This is a genomic window from Derxia gummosa DSM 723 (assembly GCF_000482785.1).
In the GTDB taxonomy this organism is placed as follows: Bacteria; Pseudomonadota; Gammaproteobacteria; order Burkholderiales; family Burkholderiaceae_E; genus Derxia; species Derxia gummosa.
On record NZ_AXWS01000014.1, the window covers coordinates 15795 to 30451 of the forward strand.

The 14657-nt window shown below is 71.8% G+C and carries 13 protein-coding genes; 1 reads left to right on the top strand and 12 read right to left on the bottom strand.

The annotated features are described in order from the left end of the window. Positions 1–113: 113 nt before the first annotated feature. Entirely contained in the window at positions 114–566 is a 453-nt protein-coding gene (locus tag H566_RS0113585) for a PACE efflux transporter (RefSeq protein WP_028311870.1), read from the top strand. Here H566_RS0113585 and H566_RS25060 read toward each other — a convergent pair. The 12 genes from H566_RS25060 to gshA all read right to left on the bottom strand — a co-directional run bounded on the left by H566_RS25060 (position 491) and on the right by gshA (position 14551). Then, a complete protein-coding gene (locus H566_RS25060; RefSeq protein ID WP_051378756.1) occupies positions 491–1180 on the bottom strand; it encodes a Pr6Pr family membrane protein in 690 nt (229 codons plus the stop codon). The two genes, H566_RS0113585 and H566_RS25060, sit on opposite strands and share 76 nt — an antisense overlap. 211 nt (positions 1181–1391) lie before the next feature. Then, complete coding sequence (locus H566_RS30390; RefSeq protein WP_051378757.1) at positions 1392–3068, bottom strand: methyltransferase regulatory domain-containing protein; 1677 nt, start codon at positions 3066–3068, stop codon at positions 1392–1394. A gap of 150 nt (positions 3069–3218) precedes the next feature. Next, entirely contained in the window at positions 3219–4964 is a 1746-nt protein-coding gene (locus H566_RS0113600; protein ID WP_156924436.1) for a TolB-like translocation protein, read from the bottom strand. Positions 4965–5236: 272 nt separating this feature from the next. After that, positions 5237–5389, bottom strand: a complete 153-nt coding sequence (locus H566_RS29070; RefSeq protein WP_156924437.1) for a hypothetical protein — start codon at positions 5387–5389, stop codon at positions 5237–5239. Between the two features lie 158 nt (positions 5390–5547). Next, the gene (gene metW / locus H566_RS0113610; RefSeq protein WP_084545095.1) at positions 5548–6285 is read right to left on the bottom strand and encodes a methionine biosynthesis protein MetW; all 738 of its coding nucleotides are present in this window, start codon (positions 6283–6285) and stop codon (positions 5548–5550) included. Next, positions 6282–7508 carry a homoserine O-succinyltransferase MetX gene (gene metX, locus H566_RS0113615; protein ID WP_051378758.1) on the bottom strand — a complete coding sequence of 409 codons (1227 nt, stop codon included), beginning with the start codon at positions 7506–7508 and terminating at the stop codon, positions 6282–6284. Before metX ends, metW begins: the two co-directional genes overlap by 4 nt. A gap of 11 nt (positions 7509–7519) precedes the next feature. Further along, positions 7520–9439, bottom strand: a complete 1920-nt coding sequence (locus tag H566_RS0113620; protein ID WP_028311874.1) for a sensor domain-containing protein — start codon at positions 9437–9439, stop codon at positions 7520–7522. Positions 9440–9458: 19 nt separating this feature from the next. Next, a complete protein-coding gene (ptsP, locus tag H566_RS25070; RefSeq protein WP_051378759.1) occupies positions 9459–11225 on the bottom strand; it encodes a phosphoenolpyruvate--protein phosphotransferase in 1767 nt (588 codons plus the stop codon). A 7-nt stretch (positions 11226–11232) separates the two neighbouring features. Next, positions 11233–11502, bottom strand: a complete 270-nt coding sequence (locus H566_RS0113630; protein ID WP_028311875.1) for an HPr family phosphocarrier protein — start codon at positions 11500–11502, stop codon at positions 11233–11235. A gap of 34 nt (positions 11503–11536) precedes the next feature. Continuing rightward, the gene (locus H566_RS0113635; protein WP_245591359.1) at positions 11537–12157 is read right to left on the bottom strand and encodes a PTS sugar transporter subunit IIA; all 621 of its coding nucleotides are present in this window, start codon (positions 12155–12157) and stop codon (positions 11537–11539) included. Continuing rightward, a complete protein-coding gene (gene gshB, locus H566_RS0113640; protein ID WP_028311877.1) occupies positions 12154–13128 on the bottom strand; it encodes a glutathione synthase in 975 nt (324 codons plus the stop codon). Before gshB ends, H566_RS0113635 begins: the two co-directional genes overlap by 4 nt. A gap of 100 nt (positions 13129–13228) precedes the next feature. Beyond that, a complete protein-coding gene (gene gshA / locus H566_RS25075; RefSeq protein WP_051378760.1) occupies positions 13229–14551 on the bottom strand; it encodes a glutamate--cysteine ligase in 1323 nt (440 codons plus the stop codon). Positions 14552–14657 lie beyond the last annotated feature (106 nt).

Below are 14657 nucleotides of genomic sequence, written 5' to 3' on the forward strand. Positions count from 1 at the left end.
CAATCTCCCAATCCACCAAGGGCTTTCGGGCTGTTCGGGGCGCAGTGGGCAAGTCGGCCATCATCGCGGCCTCGCGCGGGCTGCCGCGCCGCAACACGCTGTCGAGGGTCGTCATGTCGCTGCACAAGTCGCGCGCCGAGCGCATCTGCCAGGCGCTGGTGTTCGAAGCGCTCGCCATCGTCATCGCCACGCCGCTGTTTGCCTGGGCCATGGGTACGGGCATGGGCGAGATGGGCGTGCTGACCTTCGCCAACTGCCTGATCGCGCTGGTGTGGAACGTGGGCTTCAACACCGGCTTCGACGCGCTGCTGCGCCGCGCCGGCCGCAGCAAGACGGTGGCGGCACGCGTGGTTCACGCGCTGCTGTTCGAGGCCGGGCTGTTCGCGCTGACGCTGCCGCTGGCGATGTGGTGGCTGGAGATCGGGCTGGCCGAGGCCTTCGCGCTGGAGGTGGGCATGGTGCTGTTCTTTCTGCCCTACTCCTACGTCTATCACTGGGGCTGGGATGTGCTGCGCGCGAGATGGCTGGCGCGCCGCGCGAGGCGGTCGAGCGCGACCAGCGCATAGCCCGTGGCCGCGAACACGCCCAGCAGCGCGAAGGCGTTGACCAGCGTGCGCTCCAGCCCGATGACGGGCAGTTCCAGAAAGGGATAGGGGTAGAGGCCGGTGACGGCGCCGCGCAGCAGGGTCATGACGAAGTAGCCGACCGGATAGCCGCACCAGAGCGCCACGTCGCGCGACGCGAGCGGCTGGCTGCGCGCGGCCCACCACCACCAGAGGCACCACGCGGGCGGCGTGCAGTAGTGCAGCAGCGTGTCGGCCAGCCATTGCGGGCCGGCGTCGGGCGCCATCGCGCGCAGCAGGAAGTGATGGCCGAGGCCCACGAGCACGATCGCCGCCGTGATGCCGCCCGACACGCGCGGCCGCAGCAGCCAGCGCCCGGCCGGCGACGCGGGCGCGAGCGCGCCGAAGCTGGCGGCGAGCGCGACCAGCCCGTTGGTGAGGATCGTGAAATAGCCGAAGTACACGCCGAGCGCGGCGGGCAGCGTGCGGCCGATGCCGAGGCTGTACTCCAGCGCCAGCACGAGCTGGAACACGAGGCTGGCCCAGGTGAAGACGGCGAGCGCGCCAGCGAAGGCGCGGGCAGGCAGGGAAAGGCTGGACGGTGACGGGAGGCTCATGGCTCGCCGGACGGGCGGAAGGTGGCGGCGGGCGTGGCCGGACAAAAGGCGCGACCGTCGGGCCGGCGCTGGCGCCGGCATCGGTTGATGGCCGGATTACGGCGGGAACGGCGCCCTTCTGAAATGCCGATGACCCGGAGCGCCGACCCCGTCCGCGCGGGCGCCGGCCCGGCGCGGCGCCTCCGGGCACGCACCGCAGACGCCATGCGCCTCAGCCCATCAACAGCGAATAACCGGCAAGCCGCGCGAGGCTGTCATCGACCCAGGCGGCGACGTGGGCGCGGCGCAGCTGCGGGTCGGCGGGCGGCTCGGGCGTTTGCGGCAGCGCGAGGCTGCCGTCGGCGACGCGGGCGTCGAGCGCGCGCACGAGGTCGGCGCGGTCGCGCGTGCCGTCGAGCAGGCCGAGCAGCGCGCGGCTGAAGGGCACGAGCTTGATGACGTCATGGCGCAGGTTGGTGACGAGTTCGTCGCCCTCGGCTTCATGCCGCGCCCAGGGGCTGGCGACGGGCTTCACGGGCAGCGGCCGGCCCGGCGCGGCGACGGCGCAGGGCGGCTGCCAGGCGCGCAGCTCGACCAGCCCGCCGACGAAGGCCTGCATCAGCTCCTGCGTCAGCAGCCGCGCATGCACGCCGGCGAGCGCGGGCGGCACCCACTGGCCGGCACGCTCGGCGGCGGCCGCGACCAGTTCGTCGAAGCGCCAGCCGAGCGGCCAGCGTTCGGCCAGCAGGCCGAGCGCGGCCTTGGTGAGCGGGTTCTGGCTGCCGCCGCGCGCCGTGACGCGCTCGCCCTGGCGCAGCGCGAAGGCGGCGGGCACGCCGGGGCGCAGGTCGAGCGGCGGGCGCGGGGCGTCGGCGGGCGTGGCGCTGGCGGGCGTGGCCGCGCCCGCGTCGGCCCCCGGTGCCGCCGGCTCGAACTGCGCCGCCGACGCGATCCACATGCCCGCGACCGCCGTCGGCGCGAGGCCGCGCTGCACCTCGCGGTCGGCCTTGCACAGCAGCGTCTGGCGGAAATGGCGGTTGCGCAGGAAGTCGAGCTTCTGCTCGAACTGCACGACATCGGCGCTCGTTTCCTGGAGCTTCGCCACCGTCTCGGGCGGCAGGCCCGTGGGCAGCATGGTCTGGAAGTCGGCCTCGGCGAGGTATTGCAGGCCGTGGCGGCCGGCGCGCTCGACGAATTCGTGGAACCACATCGGCGCGTTGTTCGGCTCCAGATGCTCGTGGAACAGGTACCAGTCGGGCGAGCCGTCGAGCTGTTCCAGCTCGGCGCGCAGCTGGCGGCCGTAGGCGTTGCCGTCGGCGGGCACGGCGTCGAGCATCAGGCGCAGCGTGGCGCGGGCGCCGGCGACGCGCTCGGCGGGACTGCGGCTGGCGTCGCCGGTGTAGCCGAGCAGATGGCGGACGCTGCCGCGCAGGTGCCAGCCGGGGAAGGTGTTGTAGCTGATGTAGGCGACGCCCTCGGGGCCGAGGCTGCGCGCGGCGAGGTCGAGCACCTTGTCCTGCACCTCGGGCGGAATCCAGCTGAACACGCCGTGGCAGACGAGGTAGTCGAACTCGCCCCAGCTCGCGTCGATGTCCATGATCGACGCGTGCTCGATGCGCACGTTGGTGAGGCCGAGCTTGCGGATCGCGGCCTGCCCTTCCTCCACCTGTCGCTGCGACAGGTCCACGCCGACGAACTGCGCGCCGGGCAGCGCGACCGCGAGCGGGATGAGGTTGCCGCCGGCCGCGCAGCCGAGTTCGAGCACGCGACAGGTGGCGACGTCGGGCGGGTTGAGGCCGAACACGCACGCGAGCGTGGCGAGCCGGTCGGGATGGGTCTGGACGAAGGCCTGGCTGCGGTAGGGGACGTCGTCGTAGCCGTTGGGGTCGGTGGCGGGGGGCGTGGTCATGGCTCGGCGGCGGTGGGAGGAGTGGCGGCCATGATAGGCCGGCACTCCGTGGGGGCTTTGCGCCGCGGCGGGCCGACGGCCATGACGCAGTGGTCGCCGGAGGCGTCATGGCCGGCAGCGCGGCAAGACCGGTCGCCGGCCGCGTCGCCGTCAGTGCCTCGCCACCGTCGCGAGCGAGCCGGCGCTGCCGGCCGTCGCCACGTACACGTCGCGCAGCGTCGAGGCCGAGCCGCTGCGCAGCACCGCGACCGTGAACGGCCTGGCGCTCGTGGCGTCGGCCCAGGCCCGCAGCGTGCTGCCGTCGGTCACGGCCGGGATCGTGCCGAGCGTGGTGAGCGTGCCGCCGGTGATGTCGTACTGGGTGAGCGTGCCGCCCGCGCAGTCGCCACGGCCGCTCGCGGGCACGCAGTACAGCACCGAGGCGAGCTGGCCGCCGAGCGGCGCGGCCTCGGGCTGGCCCGGCGCGCGCGACCGCGCGTTGACGCCGTAGCCGGTGGAATCGACCGGCGTGTCGAGCGGGCTGGCGCTGGCGGGCCGCACGCTGCCGACCGGCACCACGCCCGCCACCAGGGTGCGTGCGTTGCTGCCGTCGGCGTCGATGGCGGCGATGTCCACCAGCCCCGAGCCGAGCGCGCGCGTGAACACGATCGTGTCGCCGGCCGCGTCGAGCGCGAGCGGCGCGGTGTGGCCATTGGCCGCCGTCCACGGGATGTCGAGCCTGACCGCGCCGCCGCCGGCGCGCGGCACCGACCACACCGACACCGTGCCGTCGGCCGCGACGAAGCGCAGCACGATGAAGTTCGTGGTGCCGCCGAGCGCGGTGATGCTGCCGCCGCTCGCGAGCGTGGCGGCGGTCGTCGCGGCCGAGGTGCCGGTCAGGCGCAGCAGCTTGTTGCCGTCGGCGAACCAGGCGGCGTCCCAGCCGCCGATGCCGGGCACGCTGGTCGGATGAATGCCGCTGAAGCTGTAGAGGCTGGGGCTGAGCGTGGCGCCGCCCGCCGTATAGGTGAGCGCGCGGACGCTCGTGGGCGAGCCGTTGACGAGCAGGTAGGCGGTCTTCTGCCCGCCCAGCTCGCCGATCCAGCCGAAGTGCCAGAAGCCGCCGGCGCCGTTGGCGACGTCGCCGATCAGGCTCATCGACCAGTTGTAGAACCTGAGCGCGCCCGAGATCAGCACGACGAAGCCGAGCGCCTTGCCGTTCTCGTCGGTGACGATCTCGGCATGGTTGGTGCCCGACGGGAAGTAGGTGGGCGCGGTGCTGCTGGTGGCGTTGTCGCGCACCATCACGAAGCTGGCGTCGGCCATGGTCGAGCACTTGCCGTCGGCGCCCCAGGTGTAGACGCCGACCCAGTTGTCGGTGGCGGCGGCATTGCCCTGGTAGTGGTGCTCGACGAAGCAGGCGTTGCTGACGTAGGACAGCTGCACCGGCGTGCGGCTTTCGCTACCGACGAGGCTGGCGCGGTAGATGCGCCCGCCGCTCACGTAATAGGCGCGGGTCTCGCCCTGGTAGGTGTAGCTGCGCGCGCCGGCGTCGAAGCCGTAGGCGGCAGTGGTGTGGACGGCGCTGGTGCCGGTGTAGGCCGGGTCGGAATAGATGGTGGTCGGGCCGCCGTTGGCATCGGTGAGCGCGGCATTCAGGCCGGGCGTCGCCGCCGCGAGCGGATTGACGCCGAGCAGGCTGACGGCGGTATCGGTATTGGCGCTGGCGAGCGCCGGGAGGTACTGGTCGGGCACCGCCGTGGTCGGCGCGGGGCTGGCGGGCGTGGGGCTGGACGCGGGCGTGGCATTCGGGTCAACCCAGACGCCAGGCGGGCCGCCACCGCCACAGCCGGCGAGCGTCATGCCGAGAGCGAGGGCCGGCCAGAGCGCGCCGGGCTTGCGCATGCGAAGAGTCATCGGACGGGTCTCGTGTCGTTGTTGCGCCGGGCCTGCGACCCGGCCCGTGCGCGCCGCACGGTCGGCCGGGGTTATCCCTTGCACGAGCTTTCCCGATGCGCACTCCGGCACCGCATTCCGACGAGCGCGCCCGCGATGCGACAAGCGGCGATGCCGGCCGTGGCTTCGCTGGCGATGGGCGGTGGCCGGCTCGCGGCACTCGGCGCGCCGTCCGGCAGGCCCGAGGCGGCCGGTCGGCGATCCCTCGGCCGACGCGTCCGACCCGTCGGCATTCAGCCCATCGGCGGCGAGGCGGGCGGATCGACCACGGGCGGGAGATCGGGCGGCGGCGGTTCCTCGATCGGCACCGGCGGCGGGACGATGTCGGGCGGCGTCTCGGGCTCGGTGTCGGGAATCGGCGGGACGTTGGGCGTATGTGCCTGCATGGCGGGGCTCCTCGCGGGACGGGAGCGGCCATGGTTGGCGCGCCGGGCGCGGGCGGCTGTCGGCGCGCCGGCCGGACGGCTGTGGGACGCGGGGCGTCAGGCCGCCGGCAGACGCGACGGCGCGCCAGAGGCGCGGGCGCGGCGGCGCGCCGGCCGGCTCAGCCCGCCTTGCGCAGCCGGAAGACGGCCAGCGTGCCGAGCAGGTTGGGCAGCAGCGTGACCGGCCGGCCGTGGCCGTCGAGCGCCACGCAGTCGAGGATCTCGAAGCCCGTCTTGCGCGCCAGCACCTCGAAGTCGCGGATGGTCGCGCAGCGGATGTTGGGCGTGTCGTACCACTCGTAGGGCAGGCTTTCGCTCACCGGCATGCGGCCGAGCGCCAGCGCGACGCGGTGCTGCCAGAAGCCGAAGTTGGGAAAGCTGATGATGGCCTCGCGCCCGACGCGGCCGATCTCGCGCAGGTTGCGCTCGACCTTCACCATCGCTTGGAGGCTCTGAAGCTGCACCACGGTGTCGAAGCTCGCGTCGCCGAACAGGCCGAGGCCGTGGTCGAGGTCGAGCTGGATCACGTTGACGCCGTTGCGCACGCAGGCGGCGACCTTGGCGTCGTCGCGGTCGATGCCGTAGCCGGTGCAGCCGCGCTCGCGTTGCAGGTGGGCGAGCAGCGTGCCGTCGCCGCAGCCGAGGTCGAGCACGCGCGAGCCGCGCGCGATCCAGTCGGCGATGAAGGCGAGATCGGTGCGCAGCGGGCGCAGCGGCGGACGCGCGGCGGGCGGCAGGGCGGACCGGGCGCGGCCGGCCGTGGCGCCGGTGGCGGGCACGGCCGGCGCGGCGATCGTGGCGCTGGTTGCGGTCGCGGCGAGGTGGGCGGCGCTCGGGCCGGCGGTGCGGGTCGTCATGTTGCAAGCCTTTGCAGATCGAGCGTGACAGCGCTTGCAGGCGTCCGCGCGGCGAGGTCGGCGGCAATGCCCTCGAACCAGTTGCGCACGACCGCGTGGTAGCGCGGGTCTTCGAGCAGGAAGGCGTCGTGGCCGTGTGGCGCGTCGATCTCGGCGTAGCTCACCTCGCGGCCGTTGGCGACGAGCGCCTGCACGATCTCGCGGCTGCGCTGGGGCGAGAAGCGCCAGTCGGTCGTGAAGCTGGCGACGAGAAACTTCGCCCGCGCGGGCGCGAGCGCCCGCGTGAGGTCGCCGCCGTGGCGGCCGGCCGGATCGAAGTAGTCGAGCGCCTTGGTGATGAGCAGATAGGTGTTGGCGTCGAAGTAGCGGCTGAACTTCTCGCCCTGGTAGCGCAGATAGCTCTCGATCTCGAACTCGACGCCGAAGCCGAAGCCGTAGCCCTCGCGCGGCGCGCCGTCGGCCAGCGCGCGCAGGTCGCGGCCGAACTTCTCGGCCAGGCTGTCGTCGCTGAGGTAGGTGATGTGGCCGATCATCCGCGCCACGCGCAGGCCGCGCGCCGGCACCACGCCGTGCTCGTAGTAATGGCCGCCGTGGAAGTCGGGGTCGGACAGGATGGCGGTGCGCGCCACGTCGTTGAAGGCGATGTTCTGCGCGCTCAGGCGCGGCGTGCTGGCGATGACGGCGCAGTGCGCGACGCGCTCGGGATAGCGGATCGACCAGCTCAGCGCCTGCATGCCGCCGAGCGAGCCGCCCATCACCACCGCGAGCTTCTCGATGCCCATGACGTCGAGCAGGCGGGCCTGGGCATCGACCCAGTCCTCGACCGTCACGACCGGGAAGTCGGCGCCCCAGGGCTTGCCGGTGGCGGGATTGGCGCTGCGCGGCCCGGTCGAGCCGAAGCACGATCCGAGGTTGTTGACGCCGATGACGAAGAACCGCCGCGTATCCACGGCCTTGCCGGGACCGACCATGTTGTCCCACCAGCCGCGCTCGCCCTTGTCGTCCACGCCCGCGACGTGGTGCGAGGCATTGAGCGCATGGCAGATGAGCACGGCGTTGGAACGGTCGGCGTCGAGTTCGCCGTAGGTCTCGACCACGAGTTCGTAATCGGCCAGCGAGATGCCGCAGGCGAGCGGCAGCGGCGCGCTGAAGCGGTACACGCGGGGCGTGCTGTGCAGGGTTTCGTCGGCGTCGAGGGCCGGTTGGGACAGGGCGGCTGACATGGGGGCGGATTCTAGCCGCCGGCCCCGGGCGTTCCGGCCGGCGGCGCCGCTTCGCCGGCCATGCAGACGCAGGCCTTGCCGGCGGCCTTGGCCGCGTACATGGCGCCATCGGCGCGCTGGAGCAGTTCGTCGGCGCCGCGCGCATGGGCCGGGAACAGCGCGATGCCGATGGACGGCGTCACGCCCACGCGCTGGCGCGCGATGGTCATGGGCGGCGAGATGGCGGTCATGATCGCGTGGCCGAGCATGCGCGCGTGCGAGTCGAGCATGACGCCGCGCGGCAGGTAGGCGATGGCGACGAACTCGTCGCCGCCGAAACGCGCGGCCAGATGGCGCGTCGCGGCCGGATCGAAGATGGGCGCGCCGCCGAGCGGGTCAAGCACCGACGCCGGCCCGGCCACGCCGGCACGCGCGAGCGCCCCGCCCGCCTTGTCGGCCGGCAGTGCGCGCTTGAGCCGGTTGGCGACGGTGCGCAGCAACTCGTCGCCGGCGATGTGGCCGAGCGAATCGTTGATGCGCTTGAAGCCGTCGAGGTCGAGGAAGAGCGCGCACACGCCGGCCTGCTCGCGGCGGGCGGTGTCGATCATCGCGGCCAGCTCGACGCGCAGCGAGGCGCGGTTGGCGAGGCCGGTGAGCGCGTCGAAGCGCGCGAGATAGCTGATACGGCGCTCGGCGCGGCGGCGGTCGGTCACGTCGCGCACGACAGCCACGACTTCCTGGTCGGCGCTGCGGAACACGCGCGCCTCGAAGTCGAGCAGCTCGCCGCGGATCATGAGGCTGTAGTTGCAGACCTCGGTGGTGCGGGTCTCATGCGCGCGGTTGAAGCAGTCGAGCTGGACCCGCGCGACATCGGGCGGCAGGCCGAGCTCGAAGATGCCGCGCCCGACCAGCTGTTCGGCCGGCGCGATCAGGTGCTGGTGGTTGCCGGAAATCTCGCGCAACGTGCCGTCGATGCCGTAGCGCAGGATCAGGTCGGGCAGCGCGGCCACCAGGGCGGCGTTGCGCGCGGCCAGCACGCTCAGTTCGTTGCCGCGCCGTTCCAGTTCGGCGGTACGCGCGGCGACGCGCGATTCGAGTTCGGCGTTGAGGCATTGCAGCTCGGCGTTGGCGCGTTGCAGCGCCAGTTCGGCCTCGTGCCGCGCGGTCACGTCGCGGTAGTTGAGCAGGATCGCGCCGATGTCGGGGTTGTGCAGCAGGTTGCTGGCCGTGCCCTCGACGATGGCGTAGCTGCCGTCGCCGCGCCGCAGCCGCAGCCGGCCCGAGCTGCGGCTGCCGGGCAGGTTCATGAGCTCGGCGGCGAGCCGGCGCGCATGGTCGAGATCATGGGCATGGATGCGCGCGGCCAGCGGACGCCCGACGACGTCGGCGGCGCCGAGACCGAAGTTGCGTTCATGCGAACCGCTCACGTACAGCACCACGCCATGGCTGTCGAGCACCATGAACACGTCGTCCGACCATTCGACCATCGCCTGGAAGCGGTGCTGCACGGCCCGCATGCTGCGGGCGCGTTCCTTGTGCGCGGTGATGTCGGTGCACACGCCGATCACGCGGCTCACGCGGCCGGCATCGTCGAGCAGCGGGAAGGCACGGTCGCGCATCCAGCGCGTGGCGCCGCCGCGCGTGACGATGCGGTACTCCTCGTCGAACTGGCCCTCGGGCGCGCGCCGCATCGCGGCGAGCACGCGCGAGTGGTCGTCCGGATGAACGAAGTCCTCCCACTGGCGCCGGCCCGAGACGAGATCGGCCGCCGGGTAGCCGGCGATGCTCTCCACCGTCTGCGACACCCACAGCAGCCGCTGCGCGTCGGCCGTCTTGACCCAGAGCACGTCGGGAAAAGCGCGCGCGAAGCCTGCGAGCACGTCGCTGTCGTCGGCATCCGCGCCGAGACCCGAGGCGATGTAGCTGCCGGTGGCGCCTGCGTCGAAAGCCATGATCGACCGGGCGCCCGGTTCAGGCGGCGGCGCGCAGCGCCGCTGGCCGCGCGGCCGCCAGGAGGCTGCGTATGACGCGCGAATCGTTCTCGGCCAGTACCGCGTCGGCGAGCTGGCGCGCCTCGTCGTGGCGGCAGGCGAGCAGCGCCTGCTTGACGTAGGGGATCTGCGCCGGATGCATCGAGAAGTTGCGCAGTCCCATGCCGAGCAGCAGCGGCGCGAGCAGCGGATCGCCGGCCATCTCGCCGCACACCGACACGCTCACGCCCGCGCGCTCGCCCTCCTCGATCGTGCGCGCGATGAGCGCGAGCACGGCGGGATGGAGCGGGTCGTAGTAGTCGGCCACGGTGGCGTCGGCGCGGTCGATGGCGAGCGTGTACTGGATGAGGTCGTTGGTGCCGATGCTCAGGAAGTCGAGCACCGGCGTGAAGGCGCGCAGCGCGACGGCGGCGGCGGGGATCTCGATCATGCCGCCGACGGGCACGTCGTCGGGCACGGGCTGGCCGCGCTGGGTCAGTTCGGCGCGGGCGCGGACGATCTGCTCGCGCGCCGCCTCGACCTCGCGCACCGAGCTGATCATCGGCAGCAGGATGCGCACCGGCCCGTACACGGCGGCGCGGAGGATGGCGCGCAGCTGGGCGCGGAACATCTTCGGCTCGGCCAGGCTGTAGCGGATCGCGCGCAGGCCGAGCGCAGGATTCTCGGTGCCGTCCATGCGCTTGTCGGGCACGCGCAGCATCTTGTCGGCGCCGATGTCGATGGTGCGGATCGTGACCGGCCGCCCTCCCATGGCCGAGACGGCGCGACGGTAGGCGTCGAACTGCTCGTCCTCGTCGGGCAGTTCGTCGCGGTCGAGAAACAGGAACTCCGAGCGGAACAGACCGACGCCCGAGGCGTTGACGTTGATGGCGGCGATCGCGTCCTCGGGCAGCTCGATGTTGGCGTGCAGCTCGATGAGCCGGCCGTCGATCGTGACGCAGGCGCGCGAGCGCAGCGCGCCGAGCGCGGCCTTCTCGTCGGACTGGCGCAGCACCCGGGCGCGGTACCAGTCGAGCACCTGGCGGTCGGGCTGCACCACGATCACGCCCTGCTCGCCATCGATGACGATGAGGTCGCCATCGACCAGCCGGTCGAGCGCGCCGCGCACGCCCACCACCGCCGGCACGCCCATGCTGCGCGCGAGGATGGCGGTGTGCGATGTCTGGCCGCCCGCCTCGGTGATGAAGCCCGCCGCCTTCTGCGCGCCTTCGGCCATGTGGCGGTACTCGATCATGTCGGCCGGCGCCACGTCGCGCGCGATGACGATGGGCGGCAGGTCGTCGAGCGGCGGCGCGGTGATGCGGCGGTGCCCGGCGAGCGCCTTGCGCACCCGCGCCACCACCTGCAGCACGTCGTGCTTGCGCTCGCGCAGATAGGGGTCGTCCATGCGGTCGAACTGCTCGGCGAGCAGGTCGGCGGTCTCGACCAGCGCCCACTCGGCGTTCATGCCGCGCGTCTCGATCAGGCCGACCGCAGCGTCGATGAGGGCCGGATCGTCGAGCAGCATCATGTGGACTTCGAGGATGGCGCGCAGCTCGTTGGGCGCCTTGCTCGGCACATGCAGGCGCAGGTGCTGGAAGTCTTCGCGCACGGTCTCGAAGGCGCTGCGCAGCCGCTCGGCCTCGGCGCCGCGTTCGGCCGACGAGACGGGGCTGTGGGTGATGTCGTCGTGCGCGTCGTCGATGCAGAGCACGCGGCCGATCGTCACCCCTCGCGATACGCCGTTGCCGTACAGCGCGAAGGTCATGCCGGCCTCACTCGCCTTCGCCGAACTTGTCTTCGATGAGGGCGACGAGCGCCGCCAGCGCCTCGGCCTCGTCGGCGCCCTTAGCTTCGAGCACCACCTCCGTGCCCATGCCCGCGGCCAGCATCATCACGCCCATGATGCTCTTGCCGTTCACGGCCCTGCCGTTGCGCGCGATGGTGATCTCGCTGCGGAACTTGCCGGCGGTCTGCGTGAACTTGGCCGATGCACGCGCATGCAGACCGAGCTTGTTGGGAATGATGATAGTGGCTGTCGCCATGGGGAAACTCTCCCGGTCCGGCGTGGCGGACGACTTATTGTTGTTGCTGCTGTTGATGGTAACTGCGCAGCGACTCGCGTGTCCCGTCGGGTACTACCGCCTGCCTTTGCGGGGCGCGCGAACCCACCTGCACGATGCCGAGCGAGCCGCCCGTCACCACCTTTTCGGCCATCACGCTCAACGGTTCGCGCCGGTAGGAGATGGCGCGCAGCAGCATCGGCAGGTTCGCGCCAGAGATGACCTTGGTCTGGCTGTCGGCCACGTTGGCGGCGATGTTGCAGGGCGTCGCGCCGAACAGGTCGGTCAGCACCAGCACGCCGTCGCCATCGCCCACCGCCTCGACGCAGGCAGCGACGCGCTCGATCATCGGGCCGGTGGGCGCGTCGGGCAGCACGTCGATGACGGCCAGCCGCGGCACCTCGCCGAAGACATGGCGCGCGGCGGCGGCAAAGGCTTCGCCGAGCGGTGCGTGGGCGACGAGGAGGATTCCGATCATGGCGGGCGCGGTGAGGTTGGCTGGCGTCGCGCCTTGCGGCCGTGCGACGGGAGCGGCTTGCTGCGGCGAGGCCAGGCCGGTGCCCGGAACCACGACGGTTGGGCGCAGTGTGCCCGGTCGGCGCGCCGCCGCAATCGGGGCGCGCGCGGCTGTGGTCAACCCGCCGCGCGCGCCCGCTCGATGGCGTCGATCATCATGCCGGCAACGTCGAAGCCGGTCTGGTCCATGATTTCTCTGAAACAGGTGGGCGAGGTGACGTTGATCTCGGTGAGGTTGGCGCCGATCACGTCGAGGCCCACGAGCATCAGTCCGCGCGCCCACAGCGTGGGCGCAAGGCCGGTGGCAATCTCGCGGTCGCGCTCGCTCAGCGGGCGGGCGACGCCGGTGCCGCCGGCGGCGAGGTTGCCGCGCGTCTCACCCGCCATCGGGATGCGCGCGAGGCAGAAGGGCACGGGCTGGCCGGCGATGAGCAGCACGCGCTTGTCGCCATCGACGATCTCGGGGATGTAGCGCTGGACCATGATCGTGCGGGCGCCGTCGCGGGTGAGCGTCTCGAAGATGGAGCCGAGGTTCAGCCCGTCGTCGCGCACCCGGAAGATGCCCATGCCGCCCATGCCGTCGAGCGGCTTGAGGATCACGTCGCGGTGCTCGGCGTGGAAGGCGCGCACGCGCTCCAGGCTGCGCGTGACGATGGTCGGCGCCGTGTACTGCGGGAATTCGGTGATCGCGAGCTTCTCGTTGTGGTCGCGGATGGCGCGCGGCTTGTTGAATACGCGCGCGCCCTCGGCCTCGGCGCGTTCGAGCAGAAACGTGGAATAGACGTATTCCATGTCGAACGGCGGATCCTTGCGCATGACCACGGCGTCGAAGTCGGCCAGCGCGATGTCGGCCGTCTCGGCCACGGCGAACCAGTCGGCGCGCGGGTCGTGCGGCTCACTGTCGTGCGCCACGCCGGTGAGCACGATGCGCCGCGCGGTCGCCACCACGCGCGCGTCCACCACGGCCATGTCGGGCTGGAGGATGGCCCACAGTTCATGGCCGCGTTTTGCGGCGGCTTCCATCATCGCGAAGGTGGAGTCCTTGTAGATGCGGAACTGTTCGAGCGGGTCGGCGATGAAGGCGATGCGCATGGCGGGCGGAGGCGGTTCGGCGGCGCGGGCCGGTGCGCCGAGGTCGGCCGACCGGCCCGCGCCGCGCGGTGAAGGATGCGCGGCCGGGCCGCGCCGGGAATCAGGCGGCTTCGGTGACGAGTGTCGGCACGATGCCGGCGGTGTTGGCCGGATCGGTCATCTGCAGCTCGACCGCCGCCGCGAGCGCCGCGAGCCGCGCGACCACGCCGTACATGTAGAAGCGGTTGGGCGCCTCGTCACCGGGACGCGCGGTACAGATCGGCATGCAGCAGTCCGACGCGAACGGCAGCGGCACGAACTCCATGCCCGGCGCGTTGAGGTTCTCGTCGGTACCGCGCTCGGCATGCACGCGGTAGAAGCCGCCGACCACGTAGCGGTCGATCATGTACACGACCGGCTCGGCCACGCCCTCGTTCACGCGCTCGATGGTGTGGACGCCTTCCTGGATGATGACCTCGGTCACCTGCAGGCCGTCCTTCACCACCGCCATCTTGTTGCGCTGCTTGCGGTTCAGCTCGCGCACTTCGGACGGGTCCTTCACGGTCATGATGCCCATGCCGTAGGTGCCGGCGTCGGCCTTGACGATGACGAAGGGCTTCTCGCTGATGCCGTATTCGCGGTACTTGGCGCGGATGCGGAACAGCAGCGCCTCCACGTTCGATTCGAGGCATTCGTTGGCGGTGGTCTTGTCCTGGAAGTTCACCTCGCCGCAGCGCCCGAAGTACGGGTTGATGAGCCAGGGGTCGATGCCGAGCAGCTGCGAGAACGACTCGACCACCACGTCATAGGCCGCGAAATGCTTGCTCTTGCGGCGCTGCGTCCAGCCGGCGTGCAGCGCGGGCAGCACCAGCTGGTCGATGCCGGCGAGGATGCCGGGCGTGCCGGCCGACAGGTCGTTGTTGAGCAGCACCGCGCAAGGGTCGAAACCGTCGAGGCCGACGCGGTTGCCGTGGCGCTGCACCGGCGCGATGTCGAGCGCGATGCCTTCGGGCAGCTCGACGCGAAAGGGCTCGGTCACGTCCTCGGCCATGGTGCCGAGGCGCACGTCGAGGCCGGTCTGGCGCAGGATCGCCTGCAGGCGCGCCACGTTGCGCAGGTAGAACTGGTTGCGCGTGTGCTTCTCGGGAATGAGCAGCAGGCTGCGCGCGTCGGGGCAGATGACGTCGATCGCCGACTGGGCGGCATGCACCGCGAGCGGCAGCATCGCCTCGCTCAGGTTGTTGAAGCCGCCGGGATACAGGTTGGTATCGACCGGCGCGAGCTTGAAGCCCGCGTTGCGCAGATCGACAGAGGCATAGAACGGCGGCTGATGCGCCTGCCATTGCAGCCGGAACCAGCGCTCGATGGCCGCATTCGAGTCGAGCAGCTTTTTTTCGAGCTCCAGGATCGGTCCGGGATTGGCGGTAACGAGGTGGGGGACCATGAATCGCCTGGGGAGGTGAGATAGGGTCGGGTCAGTGTAGCGCAGACATTCCGCGCTCCCGGCGCCGCTTACCCCTGCGTTCCCGAGGGTCGGCGGCAGGCCGCGA

Bases quoted from the DNA above. Each gene is read 5' to 3' on its own strand.
- H566_RS0113585 (WP_028311870.1), top strand. From the start codon at position 114: ATGTCGCTGCACAAGTCGCGCGCCGAGCGCATCTGCCAGGCGCTGGTG.
- H566_RS25060 (WP_051378756.1), bottom strand. From the start codon at position 1,180: ATGAGCCTCCCGTCACCGTCCAGCCTTTCCCTGCCTGCCCGCGCCTTC.
- H566_RS30390 (WP_051378757.1), bottom strand. From the start codon at position 3,068: ATGACCACGCCCCCCGCCACCGACCCCAACGGCTACGACGACGTCCCC.
- H566_RS0113600 (WP_156924436.1), bottom strand. From the start codon at position 4,964: ATGACTCTTCGCATGCGCAAGCCCGGCGCGCTCTGGCCGGCCCTCGCT.
- H566_RS29070 (WP_156924437.1), bottom strand. From the start codon at position 5,389: ATGCAGGCACATACGCCCAACGTCCCGCCGATTCCCGACACCGAGCCC.
- metW (WP_084545095.1), bottom strand. From the start codon at position 6,285: ATGACGACCCGCACCGCCGGCCCGAGCGCCGCCCACCTCGCCGCGACC.
- metX (WP_051378758.1), bottom strand. From the start codon at position 7,508: ATGTCAGCCGCCCTGTCCCAACCGGCCCTCGACGCCGACGAAACCCTG.
- H566_RS0113620 (WP_028311874.1), bottom strand. From the start codon at position 9,439: ATGGCTTTCGACGCAGGCGCCACCGGCAGCTACATCGCCTCGGGTCTC.
- ptsP (WP_051378759.1), bottom strand. From the start codon at position 11,225: ATGACCTTCGCGCTGTACGGCAACGGCGTATCGCGAGGGGTGACGATC.
- H566_RS0113630 (WP_028311875.1), bottom strand. From the start codon at position 11,502: ATGGCGACAGCCACTATCATCATTCCCAACAAGCTCGGTCTGCATGCG.
- gshB (WP_028311877.1), bottom strand. From the start codon at position 13,128: ATGCGCATCGCCTTCATCGCCGACCCGCTCGAACAGTTCCGCATCTAC.
- gshA (WP_051378760.1), bottom strand. From the start codon at position 14,551: ATGGTCCCCCACCTCGTTACCGCCAATCCCGGACCGATCCTGGAGCTC.